At 66.8% G+C, this 18,463-nt stretch carries 14 protein-coding genes; 3 read left to right on the forward strand and 11 right to left on the reverse strand.

The features are described from left to right. Nucleotides 1-5 precede the first annotated feature (5 nt). From ACI2LP_RS11465 to ACI2LP_RS11480, 4 genes are all read right to left on the reverse strand, one after another. The gene (locus ACI2LP_RS11465; RefSeq protein ID WP_404724277.1) at nt 6-986 is read right to left on the reverse strand and encodes an ABC transporter permease; all 981 of its coding nucleotides are present in this window, start codon (nt 984-986) and stop codon (nt 6-8) included. Beyond that, nucleotides 979-1,902 (reverse strand): ABC transporter permease, encoded by a 924-nt coding sequence (locus ACI2LP_RS11470; protein ID WP_404724278.1) that lies wholly within the window; start codon nt 1,900-1,902, stop codon nt 979-981. Before ACI2LP_RS11470 ends, ACI2LP_RS11465 begins: the two co-directional genes overlap by 8 nt. Before the next feature lie 24 nt (nt 1,903-1,926). Beyond that, complete coding sequence (locus ACI2LP_RS11475) at nt 1,927-3,552, reverse strand: ABC transporter substrate-binding protein (protein ID WP_404724279.1); 1,626 nt, start codon at nt 3,550-3,552, stop codon at nt 1,927-1,929. A 124-nt stretch (nt 3,553-3,676) separates the two neighbouring features. Continuing rightward, nucleotides 3,677-4,633, reverse strand: coding sequence for a GNAT family N-acetyltransferase (locus ACI2LP_RS11480; protein ID WP_404724280.1), 957 nt, complete (start codon nt 4,631-4,633; stop codon nt 3,677-3,679). Between the two features lie 204 nt (nt 4,634-4,837). Here ACI2LP_RS11480 and ACI2LP_RS11485 point away from each other — a divergent pair, with 204 nt between their 5' ends. Further along, entirely contained in the window at nt 4,838-5,374 is a 537-nt protein-coding gene (locus ACI2LP_RS11485) for a hypothetical protein (protein ID WP_404724281.1), read from the forward strand. A 100-nt stretch (nt 5,375-5,474) separates the two neighbouring features. On the opposite strand, the gene ACI2LP_RS11490 is transcribed toward ACI2LP_RS11485, so the two are convergent. The 7 genes from ACI2LP_RS11490 to ACI2LP_RS11520 all read right to left on the reverse strand — a co-directional run bounded on the left by ACI2LP_RS11490 (nt 5,475) and on the right by ACI2LP_RS11520 (nt 17,058). Next, complete coding sequence (locus ACI2LP_RS11490) at nt 5,475-6,599, reverse strand: ABC transporter ATP-binding protein (RefSeq protein ID WP_404724282.1); 1,125 nt, start codon at nt 6,597-6,599, stop codon at nt 5,475-5,477. A gap of 14 nt (nt 6,600-6,613) precedes the next feature. Beyond that, the gene (locus ACI2LP_RS11495; protein WP_404724283.1) at nt 6,614-7,675 is read right to left on the reverse strand and encodes an ABC transporter ATP-binding protein; all 1,062 of its coding nucleotides are present in this window, start codon (nt 7,673-7,675) and stop codon (nt 6,614-6,616) included. Nucleotides 7,676-7,685: 10 nt separating this feature from the next. Further along, nucleotides 7,686-8,663 carry an ABC transporter permease gene (locus ACI2LP_RS11500; protein WP_404724284.1) on the reverse strand — a complete coding sequence of 326 codons (978 nt, stop codon included), beginning with the start codon at nt 8,661-8,663 and terminating at the stop codon, nt 7,686-7,688. A gap of 106 nt (nt 8,664-8,769) precedes the next feature. Continuing rightward, nucleotides 8,770-10,566 carry an ABC transporter substrate-binding protein gene (locus tag ACI2LP_RS11505; RefSeq protein ID WP_404724285.1) on the reverse strand — a complete coding sequence of 599 codons (1,797 nt, stop codon included), beginning with the start codon at nt 10,564-10,566 and terminating at the stop codon, nt 8,770-8,772. A gap of 98 nt (nt 10,567-10,664) precedes the next feature. After that, nucleotides 10,665-11,702 carry an ABC transporter permease gene (locus ACI2LP_RS11510; protein ID WP_404724286.1) on the reverse strand — a complete coding sequence of 346 codons (1,038 nt, stop codon included), beginning with the start codon at nt 11,700-11,702 and terminating at the stop codon, nt 10,665-10,667. Nucleotides 11,703-12,532: 830 nt separating this feature from the next. Then, complete coding sequence (typA, locus tag ACI2LP_RS11515; protein ID WP_404724287.1) at nt 12,533-14,407, reverse strand: translational GTPase TypA; 1,875 nt, start codon at nt 14,405-14,407, stop codon at nt 12,533-12,535. Between the two features lie 290 nt (nt 14,408-14,697). After that, nucleotides 14,698-17,058 (reverse strand): ABC transporter family substrate-binding protein, encoded by a 2,361-nt coding sequence (locus tag ACI2LP_RS11520; RefSeq protein ID WP_404724288.1) that lies wholly within the window; start codon nt 17,056-17,058, stop codon nt 14,698-14,700. A 322-nt stretch (nt 17,059-17,380) separates the two neighbouring features. Here ACI2LP_RS11520 and ACI2LP_RS11525 point away from each other — a divergent pair, with 322 nt between their 5' ends. Then, nucleotides 17,381-17,620, forward strand: coding sequence for a hypothetical protein (locus ACI2LP_RS11525; RefSeq protein ID WP_404724289.1), 240 nt, complete (start codon nt 17,381-17,383; stop codon nt 17,618-17,620). 9 nt (nt 17,621-17,629) lie between these two features. Further along, complete coding sequence (locus tag ACI2LP_RS11530) at nt 17,630-18,451, forward strand: hypothetical protein (RefSeq protein WP_404724290.1); 822 nt, start codon at nt 17,630-17,632, stop codon at nt 18,449-18,451. The last annotated feature ends 12 nt before the right edge of the window (nt 18,452-18,463 follow it).

Genomic DNA, 18,463 nt, shown 5'->3' on the forward strand with positions numbered 1-18,463 from the left:
GCTCCTCAGCGCAGCTTGGGGTCGAGGGCGTCGCGCACCGCGTCGCCGAGCATGATGAACGCGAGCACCGTGATCGCCAGCGCGCCGGCCGGCCAGAGCAGCATGTGCGGGGCGTTGCGGATGTACGGCGAGGCCGAGGAGATGTCGATGCCCCAGGATACGGTCGGCGGCTTCAGACCGGCGCCGAGGTAGGACAGGGTCGCCTCCAGGGCGATGAACGTACCGAGCGCGATGGTGGCCACGACGATCACCGGGGCGACGGCGTTGGGCGCGATGTGCCTCAGCAGAATCCGGGAGTTGGAGGCGCCGAGCGCCCGCGCAGCCTGCACGTAGTCGTTCTGCTTGGCGGTGATGACGGAGCCGCGCGCGATACGGGAGATCTGCGGCCAGCCGAGCAGCACCATGAAGCCGACCACCGGCCAGACCGTGGTGCTGTTGACCACGGACAGAAACACGAGACCGCCGAGGATGACGGGGATGCCGAAGAAGATGTCGGTGGTCCTGGAGAGGACCGCGTCCCCGCCGCCGCCGAAGAACCCGGCAAGACTGCCGAGCAGGGACCCGAGCAGCGCGACGCCCAGGGTGGCACAGACGCCGACGGTCACCGAGGTGCGCGCGCCGTAGACCGTACGGGTGTAGACGTCGCAGCCCTGTCCGTTGAAGCCGAAGGGGTGGCCGGGCTGGGAGCCCTGCTGTGCCTTGGCGAGGTCGCACTGGAGCGGGTTGCCGGAGGCGATGAGCTGCGGCCAGATCGAGATGATCACCAGGAAGACGATGAAAAGGCCCGAGATGATGAAGACGGGATTGCGCCGCAGATCGCGCCAGGCGTCCGACCAGAGGCTGCGGGGCTTTTCGGCGGGGCCTGTGCCCAGCGGGCCGCCGGGGGTCTTCTCCAGGGTCGCGCCCTCGCTGGTCGCGAGGTCCATCCCGCCGCCCGCGCCGGTCGAGGCGATGGCTCCCCCGTTGTCGTACTGCGGCTCAGGCATAGCGGATCCTCGGGTCGAGCACGGCGTACAGCAGGTCGACGAGCAGATTCGCCAGCAGGAACACAAGCACCAGGACGGTCACAAAGCCGACGACGGTCTGGGTGTTCTGGCGGACGATGCCCTGGTAGAGCTGGTAGCCGACGCCGTGGATGTTGAAGATGCGCTCGGTGACGATCGCGCCGCCCATCAGCGCGCCGATGTCGGCGCCGATGAAGGTGACCACGGGGATCAGTGAATTGCGCAGCAGATGACGGGTGATCACTCTTATTCTGGGCAGCCCCTTGGCCTTTGCGGTGCGGACATAGTCGGAGCGGGCGTTCTCGGCGATCGAGGTCCTGGTCAGCCGGGTGACGTAGGCGAGCGAGACCGAGGCGAGCACCAGACCGGGAATGATCAGCTCGTTGAGCGGCGCTTCCGGTGATACGGCGGGCTTGATGACGCCCCATTCGACGCCGAGCAGCAGCTGGAGCAGCAGACCGGTGACGAAAGTCGGGATCGCGATGACCACCAGGGTGAGCGCCAGCACGCTGGTGTCCACGGGCCGGCCGCGCTTCAGGCCCGTGATCACACCCAATGTGATGCCGATGATGATCTCGAAGACGATCGCTACCAGGGTGAGCCGGATGGTGACCGGGAAGGCGTCGGCCATCAGCTCGGTGACCTTCTGCCCGTTGAAGGCGGTGCCGAAGTCGCCGGTGAAGACATTGCCCATGTACGTCAGGTATTGCTGCCACACCGGCTTGTCGAGGCCGAACTCCTTGCGCAGCTGGGCGGCCGTCGCGGGGTCGCACTGGCGCTCGCCGCAGAGGCCCGCGATGGGGTCGCCCATCACGTTCACCATGAGAAAGATCAGCAGCGTCGCGCCGAAGAAGACCGGGATCATCTGCAGCAGACGCCGGATCACATACCGTCCCATCGCGGGCCTCCCGGCGTCGGTCGGTCACTTCACCTTGATCTCGTTGTAGACAGGGACACTGAACGGGTTCAGCGCGACATTGGAGACCCGGTCCGAGTAGCCGGCACTGCCGTTCTGGTACCAGAGCGGGATGGCGGCCACCTGGTCGCGTACGACGTCCTCGGCCTGCTGGAAGGTCTCCACCGCCTTCTGCGTGTCCGACTCGGCGTTGGCCTCGTTGACGAGCTTGTCGAAGTCCGGGTTGCTCCACAGGCCGTCGTTGGACGAGGCGTTGGTGTAGTAGAGCGGCTGCAGGAAGTTCTGGATGAGCGGGTAGTCCATCTGCCAGCCGGCCCGGAAGGGACCGGGCATCTTGTGCTCACCGATCTGGTTGCGGAAGTCGGCGAAGGTGCCGACGGGGTTGCCGACGCACGCCTTGTCGTTGCCCAGCGCGTTGTTGATGCTGTTGCAGACGGCGTCGACCCACTCCTTGTGCGAGCCGGTGTCGGCGTTGTACGAGATCTTCAGCTGGCCGCCGGGGAAGCCGCCGCCCTCCGTGATCAGCTTCTTGGCCTCGGTGGGGTTGTAGGTGCAGGCTTCGCCGCAGAGCGTGTCCTTGTAGCCGCCGTCCACGCCGAGTACGGGCGAGGTCCAGTCCTTCGCGGGCGTGCGCGTCTTCTGGAAGATCGTGTCGGTGATCTGCTGGCGGTTGATCGCCATGGAGATGCCCTTGCGGACCTTCGCGCCGTTCGGGGTGTTCCAGGCCTTGGTGTAGTACGGGAAGGCGAGGGTCTGGATGATGCCGGCGGGGGTGTTGATGTACCGGCCGTCGAGGTCGGCCTTGACGTTCTTGAGCTGCGCGGCCGGCACATCGTCGACGAGGTCGAGGTTGCCCGCGGTCAGATCGGTGTAGGCGGTGTTGTTGTCCGTGTACACATTCAGGTCGACGCCGCCGTTCTGCGCCTTGTCGGGCCCCGGGTAGCCGTCCCACTTGCGCAGGGACATCTTTGAGCCCTTGGTGTACGAGTCGACGGTGTACGGGCCGTTGCCGACGGGCTTCGCGAGCCAGGAGTCGTGGCTGGTGAAGAACGCCTGGGGAAGCGGCGAGAAGGCGGAGTAGCCGAGGGTGTCGGGCCAGGTGGAGAACTTCTGGTTGAGCTTGACCGTGAAGCTCTTGTCGTTGACGACCTTGAGCCCGGACAGGGTCGCGGCGGTGGGCTGCCCCTTCTCCGGGTGGACCTGCTCGTACCCCTCGATCTGGCCGAAGAAGTACGCGTTCTTCTGGTTGTTCTTGAGGTTGGCGCCGTAGTTCCAGGCGTCCACGAAGGACTTGGCGGTGACCTTCTCGCCGTTGCTGAAGGTCCAGCCGTCCTTGATGGTGACAGTGAAATTGACCGAGTCCGAGGTGTCGATCTTCTCGGCGATCATGTCTTCGGCCGCGCCGGTCTTGGCGTTGTACCGCTTGAGGCCGCGGAAGACCATGTCGAGGACCTTGCCGCCCTGCACCTCGTTGGTGTTCGCGGGCTCCAGCGGGTTCTGCGGATCGCCCCAGGAGGAGCTGACGATCCCTGTGGCGCCACCACCGCTGTCGCTGCCGCCGCCGCAGGCCGTCGCCGCGAGGGCGACGGCCGCCGCGCCTGCGGCCCATCTGGCGTGCGTCGCTCCACGCATGGAGTGCCTCCTGTGGTCCCGAGTCTCCCTTAGGACCGAATACACCCCATGTCCATGCAGACCGCACGTTATCCTCGGCCGTCCGGACGAGCCTGCTTATCCTCGGCCGTCCGGACGAGCCTGCTTATCCTCGGCCGTCCGGACGAACCGGCGGATCGGCCTTCAGCGTCACCTCCCAGGTGTCCACGGCGAAGGAGAGGCTCATCCCATGGGCCTCGTACAGCCGCAGCGCACCCGTCGCATTCCCGGTGTCCACGCCCAGGCCGATGGTGTCGCGACCACGCCCGGCATAGACGCCGAAGGCATGGCGCAGCAGATGGCTCGCTATCCCCCGGCCCCTGGCCTGCTTGCGCACGCCGAGGTTCGGGATCCAGCCCATGGCCTGCCGGTCGTCCCGGGTCATCACCACGGCGACATCGCCGGAGCCGGCAAGGGAGGCGATCCACACCAGGGACCAGTCGATGCCCTTGCCACGGTCCTCGAGCCACTGCTCGTAGCTGCGCGGCTGATGGTCGTAGTGGTCGGCGAAGGTCTCCTCCATGAGCTGATGGGCGCGCCTGCGGTCCCCTTCGTCGCGGCAGTCGCGCAGGGTGAGCCCGGGCGGCAGTGCGGGGACGTGATCGACCGCGGCGGACAGCGGCCGGGTCAGTACGTTGTAGCGGCGCACGGTCTCCCAGCTGCGGCTGGTGAGCAGCGCGGTGTCCAGCGTGGGGCGGACATTGAGGTGGAGGTGGACGACGGCACGCTCGGCTCCGTTGGCGGCGGCCTTCTGGGCGGCCCGTATCTGCATCAGGTCGAGCAGATGCTCGCCCACGGCCTGGTGCTCGGGCAGCACGTAGTGGTCGATGTCGATGCGCTCGGCCCCGGAGTCGTCCCACAGCAGTCCGTACGCCACCAGCCTGCCGTCCTCGAACGCCAGCCAGGAGTTGTGCTCCAGATCGGCCTCGGAGCCCGTCAGATCGGTCTCCACGGAGCTGAGATCGGTCTCCGCTCGCCCGATCTCGGCGACATCGACCGCATTCAGCAGTGCACAGACGGCGGGCGCATCCTCGGGGGTGGCCGGCCGGACAGTAAAGGACATGCCGCCACTCTTCGGGTCAGAACGCGGATCCGCAAACGATTTTCCCGGCCACGAATGTCTGTGCAACCGTCAACTTCCTTTAATCGTACGGAAGTTAAGCTCAGCTTTTCCTCAAATGGATTCCAACTCCCCACCGGTTGGGCCACAGTTGTCGGCGACCGGTCAAGCCAGCACGGTGAGACCAAAAACGAGGGGAAATCTGGCATGAGGCGTGCTCTCAGCACGGCGCTCGCCGCTGTCATTGTCAGCGGTGGCACCATCGTCGCAGCCGCACCCGCACATGCGGGGGTTCAGGGATGTGACTCGTCCGGGACCTACATCGCCATCATCAACAAGAAGACGGTGTGGAAGCCCACCAACATCCACAGCGACTGGGCCCGCCCTGGTGTCACCATCAGCTACGCGAAGAACAAGACCGGCAGCTGGACCGCCACCGGCACGGCAACCGTCGGCGCCGAGGCGGGCGTCATCTTCGCCAAGGCCAGCACGTCCTTCAGCGTCTCCCTTGCGAAGACCTGGACCAAGTCCGACACCTGGACCTACTCGGCCACCGTGCAGCGCAAGGCCGGCAAGACCAAGGGCCGGCTGATGATGTATCACGACGCCAAGAGCTTCACCGCGCACAAGTACCGGGTCTACACGGGAGCCGGTGGCGTCTGCAAGACACAGACGGTTTACAAGAAGCCCGGCGTCATTCCGGTCAAGGCGAACAACAATCTGTGGGGTATTCAGTACTCCTGACGAATACCAGGGACCGGCCCCCGGGAGTGAAATCCCCCGGGCCGTGAATGGAAATGCCCCGGCCACCACAAGGCGGCCGGGGCATTTCCCTGCATACGCGTCAGTCGTCGGAACCGCTCTGGTCCTCGAGCGCCGTGAGCGCCGGGTCGAGAACGACGTCCTCGGCCCGCCCCTCGGTCGTCGGCTCCTCAGGGAAGTGGCAGGCCGTCAGGTGACCCGCCCGGTTCCCGGAGATCTGCACCAGCGGCGGCTCCTGGGTCGCGCACTTGTCCTGCGCCTTCCAGCAGCGGGTGCGGAAGCGGCAGCCGGACGGCGGCAGCACCGGGGAGGGAACGTCGCCGGAGAGACGGATCCGCTCCTTCTTCGCGGCGTCGACGTCCGCCTCGGGCACGGCCGAGAGCAGGGCGTGCGTGTACGGGTGGCGAGGCCTGTTGTACAGGGAGTCGCGGTCGGCGACCTCCATCACCTTGCCCAGGTACATGACGGCCACGCGCTGCGAGAAGTGCCGCACGACCGCCAGGTCGTGGGCGATGAACAGGAAGGCGATACCCAGCTCGTCCTGGACCTTCTTCAGCAGGTTGACGACCTGCGCCTGAATCGACACGTCCAGCGCCGAGACCGGCTCGTCGGCGACGATCAGCTTCGGTTCGAGCGCGAGGGCCCGCGCCACACCGATGCGCTGCCGCTGGCCGCCGGAGAACTCGTGCGGGAAGCGGTTGTAGTGCTCCGGGTTGAGACCAACGGTCTCCAGCAGCTCCCGCACCCGCTTCTCGCGCCCGCCGGGCGGGTTGATGCCGTTGACCTCCATCGGGCTCTTGATGATGGTGCCGACGGTCTGCCGCGGGTTCAGCGACGAGTACGGGTCCTGGAAGATCATCTGGATCTCGGACCTGATCGGCGCCAGCTGCTTGCGGCTGGCGTGGGTGATGTCCTGCCCGGAATAGGTGATCCTGCCGCCGGTCGGTTCGAGCAGGCGGGTGATCAGCCGTCCGGTCGTGGACTTGCCACAGCCCGACTCGCCGACGAGGCCGAGGCTCTCACCGGCGTGCACGGTCAGGTCGATCCCGTCGACCGCCTTGACGGCGCCGACCTGGCGCTTGAAGGGGAAGCCGCCGTAGATCGGGAAATGCTTGGTCAGGCCCTCGACCGTGAGCAGTGCCTCGCCCGGGTCGTCGGCCGCATCTGATGTTCCCTGCTGCTTAGGCAGAGTGACGTTTTCACTCATGTCTCTGCGTCTCCCTAGCCCAGCCGGGGCTTGATCTGATCGATGAAGATGGTCTGCTTCTGATCCGCCGTGAGATGGCAGGCAGCGGCCCGCCCCTCGGCCAGCAGCGGCCGCTCACCGGAGCACCGCGAGTCGCTCACCTTGTCGGTGAAGGTGCAGCGCGGGTGGAAGGGGCAGCCGGACGGCGGTGTGAGCAGGCTCGGCGGGGAGCCGGGGATCGGCATGAGCGCCTCGTCGATGTCACCACCGAGGCGCGGCATGGAGCTCAACAGGCCCCAGGTGTACGGGTGCTGCGGTGCCTGGAGCACTTCGCGGACGCTGCCGCGCTCCACCGCCCGCCCCGCGTACATCACCAGCAGGTCGTCGGCCATGTTGGCGATGACGCCCAGGTCGTGGGTGATGAAGATGATCGCCGACCCGAACTCCTGCTGGAGATCCTTGAGCAGGTCGAGGATCTGCGCCTGCACGGTCACGTCGAGCGCGGTGGTCGGCTCGTCGGCGATCAGCAGGTCGGGGTCGCAGATCAGCGCCATGGCGATCATCGCGCGCTGGCGCATACCGCCGGAGAACTGGTGCGGGTAGTCGTTGAAGCGCAGCGCGGGCTGCGGAATGCCGACCTTGTCCAGCATCTCGATGGCCCGCGCCTTCGCCTCCTTCTTGGAGGCGCCGGTGTGCTTCATGAACGGCTCCGCGATCTGCCGGCCCACCGTGTAGTACGGCGAGAGCGCCGTCAGCGGGTCCTGGAAGATCATCGCGACCTTGTTGCCGCGAAGCTTTTCGAGCTGCTTCTCGGAGGCGTCGGTCAGCTCCTGCCCGTCAAGTCGGATCGAGCCCTCGACGGCGGTGGTCTTCGGGTTGTGCAGACCGAGGACGGTCAGGTTGGTGACGGACTTGCCGGAGCCCGATTCGCCCACGATGCCCAGCGTCTTGCCGCGCTCGACATCGAAGGAGAGGCCGTCGACCGCGTTGACGATGCCGTCCTCGGTGGAGAACCGCACCCGCAGGTCGCGGACCGAGAGGAAGGCCTCCGGCCCGGTCGGGGCCGGTGTGTCTTCGGTCTTGGTCAGTGTGGTCACGGTCGTTCTCCTAGGCGAGGCGCACGCGCGGGTCGATGTAGGCGTAGGCGAGGTCCACGATGATGTTCAGGATCAGGATGAAGAAGGCCCCGAACAGCATCACGCCCATCGTCAGCGGCAGGTCCTTGGTCAGCGACGACTCCACCGCCAGGCGGCCGACGCCGGCCAGCTGGAAGGTGAACTCGGTGACCACGGCGCCCGCGAGGAGGCCGGAGAGGTCCATGCCGAGGATGGTGACGATGGGAGCCAGCGAGCCGCGCCAGGCGTAGCGGAAGAAGACGTAGCTCTGTCGCATGCCCTTGGCCCGCGCGGTGCGGACATGCTCTTCCTGGAGCTGCTCGATCATGGTGGAGCGAGCCATACGCGTGTACTGGGCGGTGAAGATCGTCGCCATGACGGCCCAGGGGATCAGCAGCCCGACGGCCCAGCCGACCGGATCCTCCGTGAACGGAATGTACTTGGGGTTGTCCATCCAGCCCGTGCTGTAGACGAAGATGCCAAGAACAATCGGGCCAAGGAAGTAGATCTGGAACGAGCTGAGCACCATCGAGGCGCCGCTGACGGCCTTGTCGACCGCGGTACCGCGCTTCCAGGCAGCGATGAGTCCCGAGGCGAGTCCCAGCACCAGGAAGATGATGAGACCGCCGATGGTCAGCGACAGCGTCAGCGGGAAGCGGTCCATGATGGAGGCCCAGACGAAGTCACCCGTGCTGAAGGAGACACCGAGGCACGGTGCGGGGCAGTGCCCGACGGGGAAGTCCCGGCCGGTCACGATGCCGGCCATGAAGTCCCAGAACTGTGCGGTGATGGGCTTGTCGAGGCCGAGGTTCTCGCGGATGACCGCGATGTTCTCCGGCGAGCAGTTCTTGCCGCAGGAAAGCTCGGCGAAGTCCTGGGGGATTGTGTAGAACAGGAAGAACGTGAACGCGCCGATCAGGAACATGATCACGACGGCGCCGATCAACCTGCGGATGAGGAACTGAAGCATCGCGGGAGGCTGCTCTCTTCGGAAGCGGCGGGGTTGTGAGGGGTTGGAGTCCGTGGGGGTGCGCTCCGCCTGGCGCACACCCCCACGGATCAGCCGTGATTCGGTGTTACGGCTTGATCAGGTACAGACGGTTGATGTCGATGTAGCTCGAGTTCGTGCTGTACCGGGCGCCGCCGATGTTCGAGCCGAAGAGCTGGATCTGCTTCGAGTAGTAGACCGGAGCAGACGGGTTGATCTCCTCGACGATGCGGTGGTGCGCCTCTTCCCACTTCTTGGCCGCGGCCTCGGGCTGCAGGACCAGGGCCTCCTGGATGAGGGTGTTGACCTTCTCATCGTTGATGTGGGAGTAGTTCGGGGCACCGTCGGCGATCAGCTTGCCGTCGTAGACCGGGGTGACGACCGTCGACGGGGAGGACCAGTCCTGGCCCCAGCCGGTCATGTACAGGTCGTACGGGTTCTTGAGCTTGCCGATCTGCTCGTAGAACGTGGCGCGCTCGATCTCCTTGGCCTGAACGTCGAAGCCGATGGCGTTCAGCGCGTCCTTGATGATGACCATCTGCTTCTGGCCACGCGGGGTGTTGGAGTAGGCGTAGGTGAGCTTGGTGCCCTTCTTGACACCGGCCTCCGCGAGGAGCTTCTTGGCCTTCTCCGGGTCACCGTTGGGCATCTTCAGCTTGCCGAACGGGTCGTACTTCGGGTCGAAGCCCGGCAGGGTCGGCGCGAACAGACCACCGGCGAGCTCGCCGCCGTACTTGCCACCGTCAGCCTGGATCATGCGCTGGTTCGGGATCGCGTAGGTGATCGCGTCGCGGACCTTCTTGTCCTTCAGACGGTCCAGGTTGAAGCTCATCTGCCACACGTAGGGCTGGTAGCCCTTGATCGTGCGCTTGTTGACCGCCGCGTTGGTGATCACGGACTGCATCTGCGCCGGGTCCACGGAGTCCGTGAACTGGATGGCGTTCTTGGCCTCACCCTGATCGGAGACCAGACGCTTGGTCTGGCTGGGCTGGTCGATCGTGGTGGTGAAGCTGTAGCCGTCGACGTACTGGTGGCGCACGGCGTCCGTCTTCGGGTCCCAGTTGGTGTTCTTCACCAGCTTCAGGGACTTGCCGGCCTTGTACTCGGCGATCTTGTACGGGCCCAGCGACTTCGGGGCCTTGTCGTACTTCTCCTTCGTGTCGTCCTTCTGCGGGACGATGCCGTAGCCGGCCATGGCCAGCGCCTGCGGGAGGTCCGGACGCGGCTTGTCGAAGTGGAAGACGACAGTCTTCGCGTCCGGGGTCGCGAGGACGCTGTCCGGAAGGTGCTTGCCCTTGTACGGACCGTCCGGGAGCGCCTTGCGGTAGTCGGAGCCGGAGAGCCAGCTCTGCACGAAGGTCGGACCGTCGAAGATGACCTTCGCGTACTGACGCTCGATGGTATGACGGACGTCGGCCGAGGTGATGGCGTTGCCGTCCTCGTCCTTGATGCCGTCCTTGAGCGTGTACGTCCAGGTCTTGCCGCCGTCGGAGGACTTGCCGGAGTCGGTGGCAACGTCACCGACGACCGTCAGGTTGCCCTTGTCGTCCTCCTGGTAGTTGGTCAGCTTGCGGTGGACCAGGTTGGCGAACTGGCCCGCGTCACTCACGTAGATCTGACCCGGGTCCATGTGGGACAGGTCCGACTGCGTGAAGACGTTGATCGTGCCACCGGGCTTGGCGCCCGGGACCTCCGCCGCCGGACCGTTGGAGGCAGCCGCGTCGGCGTAGGCGACCGGCTTGGACTGGGCCGCAGCGTCCTGCTTGGACTTCGACTGGTCCTTGCCGTTACCGCCGCTGTCCTTGGAGCAGCCGGTGAGCGCCAGCGAGCCGGCCGCGACAGCGACGACTATGGCGCGTGCGGAGCGCGAGTGAATGGGCTTCATGATGCTCGTTGCACCTACCTGTCGGTTGTTATCCAAAAGAGCTGCCTGACCGTCCGGTTGCCCGGCGCGGGGGCGGCAGTTACCCCCGCCCATGGACGTCACCGTCCGGTCTTGGGGTCGAACGCGTCCCGGACCGAGTCACCAAGGAGGTTGAAGGCAAGAACGAAAACCACCATGGCGACGCCCGGGAAGATCATGAACGCCGGGTCCTGCTCGTAGATCCCGGAGCCGATCGCGAACATCCGCCCCCAGTCGGGGGTCGGCTCCACGAAGCCGACACCGACGTACGAGAGGAACGCGATGCTCAGGATGGAGCTGGGCAGCGTGTAGGTGCCCTGCACAAGGATCGGCGTGACGATGTTCGGCAGGATCTCCTTGCGCACGATCCGCCACCGCGAGGCGCCCGAGACCTTGGCCGCCTCCACGAACTCCCGCTCGCGCAGGGAGAGTACGGAGCTGCGTACCAGACGGGCCATGCCCATCCAGCCGAGGAACCACATCACCAGCAGGATGGCGACAGCGCGCAGGTAGGTGGGGGTCTCGTCCGCCGGAGAGACGAACAGCGCGGTCACCACGGGCATGAAGGCGATGAAGAACAGCTGGCTCGGGAAGGCCAGGAAGAAGTCGGTCGTCCGGCCCAGCCAGTAGTCGACCTTGCCGCCGAAGTAGCCGCCCACCATGCCGATGATCACGCCCGTTGCCACGCTGAGGAGCGTGAGGACGAGCGCCATGTACAGCGAGGTGCGCATGCCGTAGAGCAGCATGGTGAACACATCGCGGCCCAGGTTCGGCTCGACACCGAACCAGAAGTCTCCGGAGATGCCGCCGAAGCCGCCGGACGGCATCGAGAAGTCGTCGAGCAGGTTCGCGTACTCCGGCTTGGTCGGGTACAGCGTGTACGGATCCTTGCCGTACAGGGCCGAGATCACCGGGGCCAGCGCGGCGATGGCAAAGAAGAAGAGCACCACCCAGGCGGAGATCACGCCCGTGCGGTCGCGCTTGAAGCGCGCCCACATCAGCTGGCCGGGTGAGCGGCCGGTGAGGCTCTTGCTGTCCGCGGTGTCCGTCTCGGTCGCGGTGTCTTTGTCCAAGGTGACAGAGGCGTCGGTGCCCTCGGTCTCAATTGGACTGGTCATGATGTGTCCATTCACGGGTGTCGGGTGACCCGCGATCCTGCGCGCTGTGACGGCCGAGCGGTTTGCACTCGGACCGTCATGGCTGTCGCGTGACAATGCCCCCACCTGCGTCCGCCGCCCTGGAAGGGTGCGGTCGCGTCACCCCCTGCCCAGGGGAGTACCCACGGGCAGGAAGGCTGGAAAGAGCGTTGATCGGGATGGATTCCATCCCCAGGAGCGCGAGCCGAGCGGTTGACCGAGTGTCAGATTCGCCGGCCGCAGCCAGCGACCTGACCGGATGAAGTGCGCTGCAAAAAACCGGCCGTACGAGTCGTCCGCGACGACCCGTCCCCACTGGCGCTCGTGGCACCGCGCATGGGTTCCTCCTCAGGAGTCCACGTATTCACTGCAAGGTTGGGCACATGACACCCGCCGACACCCCTGACGGCGAAGATGCAGTACCTCGTGTGCTCGTGAGTCGGCGCTCCCCAAAGCGCGTGACCCGTTGACCCGAGCTCAATGAAGCCAACTATTGGGTAAGTTCAGGCTGCAAACCACACTTAAAGCATCTCGTTTTGGCAACATCACCCCACCCCAGAGGCCCAAAATTCGGACAAAGGGATCGCAGACAGACACCCGCGAAACGGACTGTTAATACAGGTTTCCGGTGAGCAACGTCCGATAGCCGAACAAGTGGGGTAGGAAAACCTGTTGACGGACAAGCCCCGACCAGTGTTCCGTCCGGGCAGTTTTCCATGCGATGCGACACACGCAAACGGCCCGGACGACCCCCTGGCGGGGTCGTCCGGGCCGTAGCCGGACAGGCGTGCGGGCAGGGTGCCCGCGGCCGGTCAGTTGCGCTTGGCGCGCGAGGCGGTGCGGCCGCGCTCCTTCTGGTCCAGGACGACCTTGCGGATCCGCACGGTCTCCGGGGTCACCTCGATGCACTCGTCCTCGCGGCAGAACTCCAGGGACTGCTCCAGCGACAGCTTCCGGGCGGGCACCACGTTCTCGGTGGTGTCCGCGGAGGCGGCACGCATGTTGGTGAGCTTCTTCTCCTTGGTGATGTTCACGTCCATGTCGTCGGCGCGGGAGTTCTCGCCGACGATCATGCCCTCGTACACCTCGGTGCCCGCCTCGGTGAAGATGACACCGCGCTCCTGGAGGTTGACCATCGCGAACGGCGTGACCGAGCCCGAGCGGTCGGCGACCAGGGACCCGTTGTGACGGGTGCGCAGCTCGCCGAACCAGGGCTCGTGGCCCTCGAAGATGGAGTGCGCGATGCCCGTACCACGGGTCTGGGTGAGGAATTCCGTACGGAAGCCGATGAGTCCGCGGGACGGGACGATCCACTCCATGCGGACCCAGCCCGAGCCGTGGTTGGTCATCGTCTCCATGCGGCCCTTGCGGGTCGCCATCAGCTGGGTAATGGCGCCGAGGTGCTCCTCGGGCGAGTCGATCGTCATGCGCTCGATCGGCTCGTGGACCTTGCCGTTGATCTCCTTGGTGACCACCTCGGGCTTGCCGACGGTCAGCTCGAAGCCCTCACGGCGCATCTGCTCGACCAGGATGGCCAGCGCGAGCTCGCCTCGGCCCTGGACCTCCCAGGCGTCGGGACGCTCGGTGTCCAGGACGCGGAGCGACACGTTACCGATCAGCTCACGGTCCAGGCGGTCCTTCACCTGGCGGGCGGTGACCTTGTGGCCCTTGCCGCCCTTGCCGACCAGCGGCGAGGTGTTCGTACCGATGGTCATGGAGATGGCGGGCTCGTCGACCGTGATCAGCGGGAGCGCGATCGGGTTCTCCGGGTCGGCCAGGGTCTCGCCGATCATGATGTCCGGGATACCGGCGATGGCGCAGATGTCGCCCGGGCCTGCCTTCTCGGCCGGCTTGCGGGTGAGCGCCTCCGTCATCATCAGCTCGGTGATCCGGACATTGGACATCGTGCCGTCACGCTTGATCCACGTGACGGTCTGGCCCTTCTTCAGCTCTCCCTGCTCGACGCGGCACAGCGCGATACGGCCCAGGAAGTTGTCGGCGTCCAGGTTGGTGACGTGGGCCTGGAGCGGCGCGGCCTCGTCGTACTCCGGGGCCGGGACGTGCTCGAGGATCGTGTTGAAGAACGGCTCGAGGTTCTCGCTGTCGGCCGGGACGGTGCCGTCCTCCGGCTTGGTCAGCGAGGCGACGCCGTCACGGGCGCAGGCGTAGACGATGGGGAACTCGATCTGCTCCTCGTCCGCGTCCAGGTCCAGGAAGAGGTCGTACGTCTCGTTGACGACCTCGTCGATCCGGGAGTCCGGGCGGTCCGTCTTGTTGATGCAGAGGATGACGGGCATCCGGGCCTGGAGGGCCTTGCGGAGCACGAAACGGGTCTGCGGCAGCGGGCCCTCGGAGGCGTCGACGAGCAGGACGACCGCGTCCACCATCGACAGACCGCGCTCCACCTCGCCGCCGAAGTCGGCGTGGCCGGGGGTGTCGATGATGTTGATGGTGATCGGGTCCCCGCCGCTCTTGGGGTGGTACTTCACGGCGGTGTTCTTCGCCAGGATCGTGATGCCCTTCTCACGCTCCAGGTCGTTCGAGTCCATCATGCGGTCGTCGAGGTGCTCGGCGGCGTGCGCGGCGAAGGCGCCGGCCTGCTTCAGCATGGCGTCGACCAGGGTGGTCTTGCCGTGGTCGACGTGGGCGACGATGGCAACGTTACGGATGTCGTGGCGCGTGGGCATGCTGGCTGGCGCTTCTCTCGATCGTGGGATCAGGCGTCTGACGGTCGTAGCCTCGTCCGCCCGCCGGGCGGACACGCCACGGCTAGTCCTATGGTACGGGCACGCCGCGCAAGGGGCTTCCCGGTCCGATCGGGGGAGGGTTTCTGCAGCACGGGGAGTGTGGTGAAGCCGGTGTGGTGCTGGGTGCGGAGCCCCGGGTCAAGGGTGGCACCACCCTGCCCGCCGGCGCTGCCGGCGGGCAAGGGACTTGAGCCAGTTCTGAGGTTGTGACCTGCCGCTTCGGGCAGCCGCTACTTCTTGGGGCCGTTCGCTGCCTTCGCCTTCTTGAAGCCGATGTCCTGGTAGCGGGGGGTGCCGAAGCCGAAGGCCCCGGCGTTGGCCACATCCGGCCTGGCCGCGACCAGCTCGGGGCGCTGGTAGAGCGGGATGGATCCGGCGGCGGCCCAGATCCGGGCGTCGGCCCGGCGCACCAGATCACGGGCTGCGTCCTCGTCCAGCTCGGCGGCCGCCCGGTCGAAGAGCTGGTCGACATAGTCGGAGCCGACACGGGTGTAGTTCTGCTCCACCAGCAGCGATCCGTCGGTGGCCGGCACGGGCTTGGCGAAGATCGGGCGGGCGTCGGTCGCCGGGTAGGCGGTGGCGGGCCAGGAGTACAGCGCGAGGTCGTAGTTGCCCGAGGCGACGTGGTCCTTGAAGTAGCTGTCGTCGGCGACCTTGGTGATCTCGGTGTGCACACCGATGCGGTCCAGCATCCGAACGATCTTGTCGCCGACGGCGCGCAGCGCCTCGGAGCCCGGCCCCGAGGGGAGTACGAAGCGCAGGGTGAGCGGCTTGCCGTTCTTGCCGATGCGGCTGCTCGCGCGGGCGGGGGCAGCGGTGCCGCGCGGGGCGTACGCTCCAGGGACCCCGCCGTCCAGCGACCGGGCCTGGCGCTGCACGGCCGTGCCCTGGAGGGCCGCGGCGGGGGCGGGGGCGAGGATGTGCGTACCGGCCTCATGGCCGTGGCCTGCGGGCTTGTCGTCGCCGACGATGTACATCCCGTCGTTGGACGCGACGTCCTCTTCCTTCTTCTTGTTGGCAGCTTCCTTCTTGGCGGCTTCGGGCGCCGCCGCGGGCGATGCCTTGGTCGACGCCTTGGCTGAGGTGCCGGTGGATGTGCCGGCCGATGCCTTGGGCGACGTGCCGGGCGGCCCGCTGGTCGATGCACCGGGCGAAGCCTGGGACGAAGCGCTGGGCGAGGCCTTCGACGAAACGCCGGGTGAGGCCTTCGCCTCGTTGCCCGCCTTCGCCGGGGCGGGCTTCGTGCGAGCCCCGTCAGTCGTCCAGCCCGCGTCGGCCAGCAGCGCCTGCGCCTCCTCCGTGTTCTGCTCACCGAGCGCGGCGCTGTTGTCCTTGTACGCCCGCTGGCCGGCCAGTGCCAGATGGCTGCCGGGCGGCGTGGCGGGCAGGCCGAGCGGGGTCAGTACGGTCTCGGCCAATTCCTTGCGGTTCAGCGCGCGGGCGACGGCGCGGCGCACCCGGTCGTCGGCCAGCGGCCCCGTCTCACCGTTGAGCGCGAGCTGGGTGTACGCGGGCTCGAGCGACTTGCGGACCACATAGCGGCGCAGGGCGCTCTCGGCGGTGTACGCCTCGACCGCCTCGGCACTCTGTTTGCGGTCTTCGTCCGCGCCGTGGGCCGGCGCCCCCGGTTCGAGCGAGTCGGACGGGGTGCGGGCGGCGTCCGGTCCCTGGGCCTTGGACTGGCCGGAGGCCTTGTCCCGTGCCGCGAGGACGATACGGTCCGCCGTGCTCCGGTCGACCTCCGCGAGATCGAGCGCGCCCTCGACAAGCGCCTTGGCCCGCGCCTCGCGCGGCACCGCGGTGAGCACCAGCCGGTCCAGCTTGGCCTGCTGCCCCCACCAGCGGGGATTGCGTACGAGGGTGGTGATGCCTGCCTTGCGGTCGACCGACTTCAGCTGGAAGGGACCGGCCGTCGACTTGAGCGTGCTGCGGGCCCCGTCGTTGAAGGAGGCCGGGGTCCCGGTCACCTCCTTCGGATAGAGCGGGGTGAAGAGGGACTTCCAGTCCGCGTAGGGCTTCTTGAAGGTGATCTTGACCTCGAGGTCGTCTGCGCCCCTCTCGATCTTCTCGATCCGCTCGTACCCGGCGTTGCGCGCGGTCCAGTACGCCGAGTCCTTCCCGCTCAGCGCACGCCACTGGGCGACGAAGTCCGCCGCGCCGATTTCCCGGCCGTCGCTCCACACCGCCTGCTGGTTGAGCTTGTAGAGAACGACCTGCTTGGGCTCGCGCTCGACGACCTTGGCGGACTCGACGTAGTCGGGGTTGCGCCGCGGGCTGCCGCTCTTGTCGAGGACGAAGAGGGAGGGGAGCACGGCCCCCGCGACGCGCGTGGTGGCGGCGTCCGCGTCGGCCTGGAAGACATTGAGCGTGGTGGGCAACGCGTCGATCGCCCAGCGCAGGGACCCCCCGTCGGCGATCCGGTCCCGCCCGGTGGCCGCGATGTCCTGGGTCGCGGCTTTTCCGGTGTTCTCGGCCTCGTCCGAGGCGCAGCCCGTCAGGACCGGGAGGGAGAGCACCCCGCTGGTGAGCAGTGCGACGGAGCGGAGCGTCCGGGAGCAAGTCCTCCCGCGTGGCGCATCGACCTGGGACATGACTTGTACCTCTTCGTCCTGTTTTCTGACATTTAGAGATGATCACATCGGTTCCCGTCCACTGAAGTGGACGAAGCCCGGCGGGCGGCGGCGACACGGCGGTGCGCGCCCCCAACGCCACCCGTGCGGCCCAACGAAGAGACGGGCATAGTGTCACCAAAAGGGAGAAACTGGGGGGAGTGAGAAACCAGCCACAAGGGGCGCGCCGCAAGCCCATGCACCGATCAATCCCTGCACATCCCTTCACAAGCAGGGATGTGACGCGCAACACTCGCTGGCGCATGAGCGATGCCACCGCACCCTGCGGAAGTGAGGGCAAGTCATGTCCCAGCAGGAAGATCTGACGGCGATCAAGCAGCGCCTCGACGAGCTCGTCCAGCGTGTCGGAGAGCTGGAGCGCACCGTCGATCAGCTGCGGGGCACCGGCCCCGTCACCGCTGCCGAGCCGAAACAAGCGGGCAGTCCCGAGCTGGTCACCATTCCCGACGCCCCGTACAACCACGCGCTGTGGACGGACTCGGACGACGAGGGCCTGGGCGCGCGCGACCGGCACGCCCCCTAGGAGACCTCGTTGGCCACAGGCACTGAACCACCACAAATCAATACAGGCGTACATGCCGCGACGCGGGCCGCCATCGGCCCCCGCCATCTGCGGACCGACCGCTGGTGGCTGTCGCCCGCGCTGACCGCCGGCGGGCTGCTCGCCTTCATCGTCTACTCGACCTGGCGTGCATTCGCCAACGCCGACTACTACGCGGCGCCGTATGTCTCGCCGTTCTACTCCCCCTGCCTCGCGGAGAACTGCGAAACGATGCGCGGCGGCCCCAACTGGGAGATCTTCGGCAGCTGGTGGGGTCTGTCCCCGGCGCTGCTGATCCTGATCTTCCCGCTGGGCTTCCGGCTGACCTGCTACTACTACCGCAAGGCCTACTACCGGGGCTTCTGGGCCTCACCACCGGCCTGCGCGGTCGCCGAGCCGCACAAGAAGTACACCGGCGAGACCCGCTTCCCGCTGATCCTGCAGAACATCCACCGGTACTTCTTCTACGCGGCGCTGCCGGTCGCCTCGATCCTCACGTACGACACGGTGCTCGCCTTCCGCGACGAGCACTACGCCTGGGGTCATATGGGCCTCGGCACGATCGTCTTCGTGGTCAACATCGTGCTGATCTGGGCGTACACCCTCTCCTGCCACTCCTGCCGGCACATCATCGGCGGCCGTCTCAAGCACTTCTCCAAGCATCCGGTGCGCTACCGCATGTGGGGCTGGGTCGGCAGGCTCAACGAGCGCCACATGCTGCTCGCCTGGGCGTCGCTGATCAGCGTGGCGCTCGCCGACTTCTACGTCTATCTCGTCGCGTCCGGCGCCTTCGACGATCCGCGACTCTTTTAGTTGAAGGGGCCT

The organism is Streptomyces sp. NPDC019890 (assembly GCF_044903445.1).
Lineage (GTDB): Bacteria > Actinomycetota > Actinomycetes > Streptomycetales > Streptomycetaceae > Streptomyces.

What these genes read in the sequence shown, in the direction of transcription:
- ACI2LP_RS11465 (WP_404724277.1), bottom strand. Translation starts at nt 986, where the DNA reads ATGCCTGAGCCGCAGTACGACAACGGGGGAGCCATCGCCTCGACCGGC.
- ACI2LP_RS11485 (WP_404724281.1), top strand. Translation starts at nt 4,838, where the DNA reads ATGAGGCGTGCTCTCAGCACGGCGCTCGCCGCTGTCATTGTCAGCGGT.
- ACI2LP_RS11510 (WP_404724286.1), bottom strand. Translation starts at nt 11,702, where the DNA reads ATGACCAGTCCAATTGAGACCGAGGGCACCGACGCCTCTGTCACCTTG.
- ACI2LP_RS11505 (WP_404724285.1), bottom strand. Translation starts at nt 10,566, where the DNA reads ATGAAGCCCATTCACTCGCGCTCCGCACGCGCCATAGTCGTCGCTGTC.
- ACI2LP_RS11470 (WP_404724278.1), bottom strand. Translation starts at nt 1,902, where the DNA reads ATGGGACGGTATGTGATCCGGCGTCTGCTGCAGATGATCCCGGTCTTC.
- ACI2LP_RS11500 (WP_404724284.1), bottom strand. Translation starts at nt 8,663, where the DNA reads ATGCTTCAGTTCCTCATCCGCAGGTTGATCGGCGCCGTCGTGATCATG.
- ACI2LP_RS11525 (WP_404724289.1), top strand. Translation starts at nt 17,381, where the DNA reads ATGTCCCAGCAGGAAGATCTGACGGCGATCAAGCAGCGCCTCGACGAG.
- ACI2LP_RS11475 (WP_404724279.1), bottom strand. Translation starts at nt 3,552, where the DNA reads ATGCGTGGAGCGACGCACGCCAGATGGGCCGCAGGCGCGGCGGCCGTC.
- ACI2LP_RS11480 (WP_404724280.1), bottom strand. Translation starts at nt 4,633, where the DNA reads ATGTCCTTTACTGTCCGGCCGGCCACCCCCGAGGATGCGCCCGCCGTC.
- ACI2LP_RS11520 (WP_404724288.1), bottom strand. Translation starts at nt 17,058, where the DNA reads ATGTCCCAGGTCGATGCGCCACGCGGGAGGACTTGCTCCCGGACGCTC.
- ACI2LP_RS11490 (WP_404724282.1), bottom strand. Translation starts at nt 6,599, where the DNA reads ATGAGTGAAAACGTCACTCTGCCTAAGCAGCAGGGAACATCAGATGCG.
- typA (WP_404724287.1), bottom strand. Translation starts at nt 14,407, where the DNA reads ATGCCCACGCGCCACGACATCCGTAACGTTGCCATCGTCGCCCACGTC.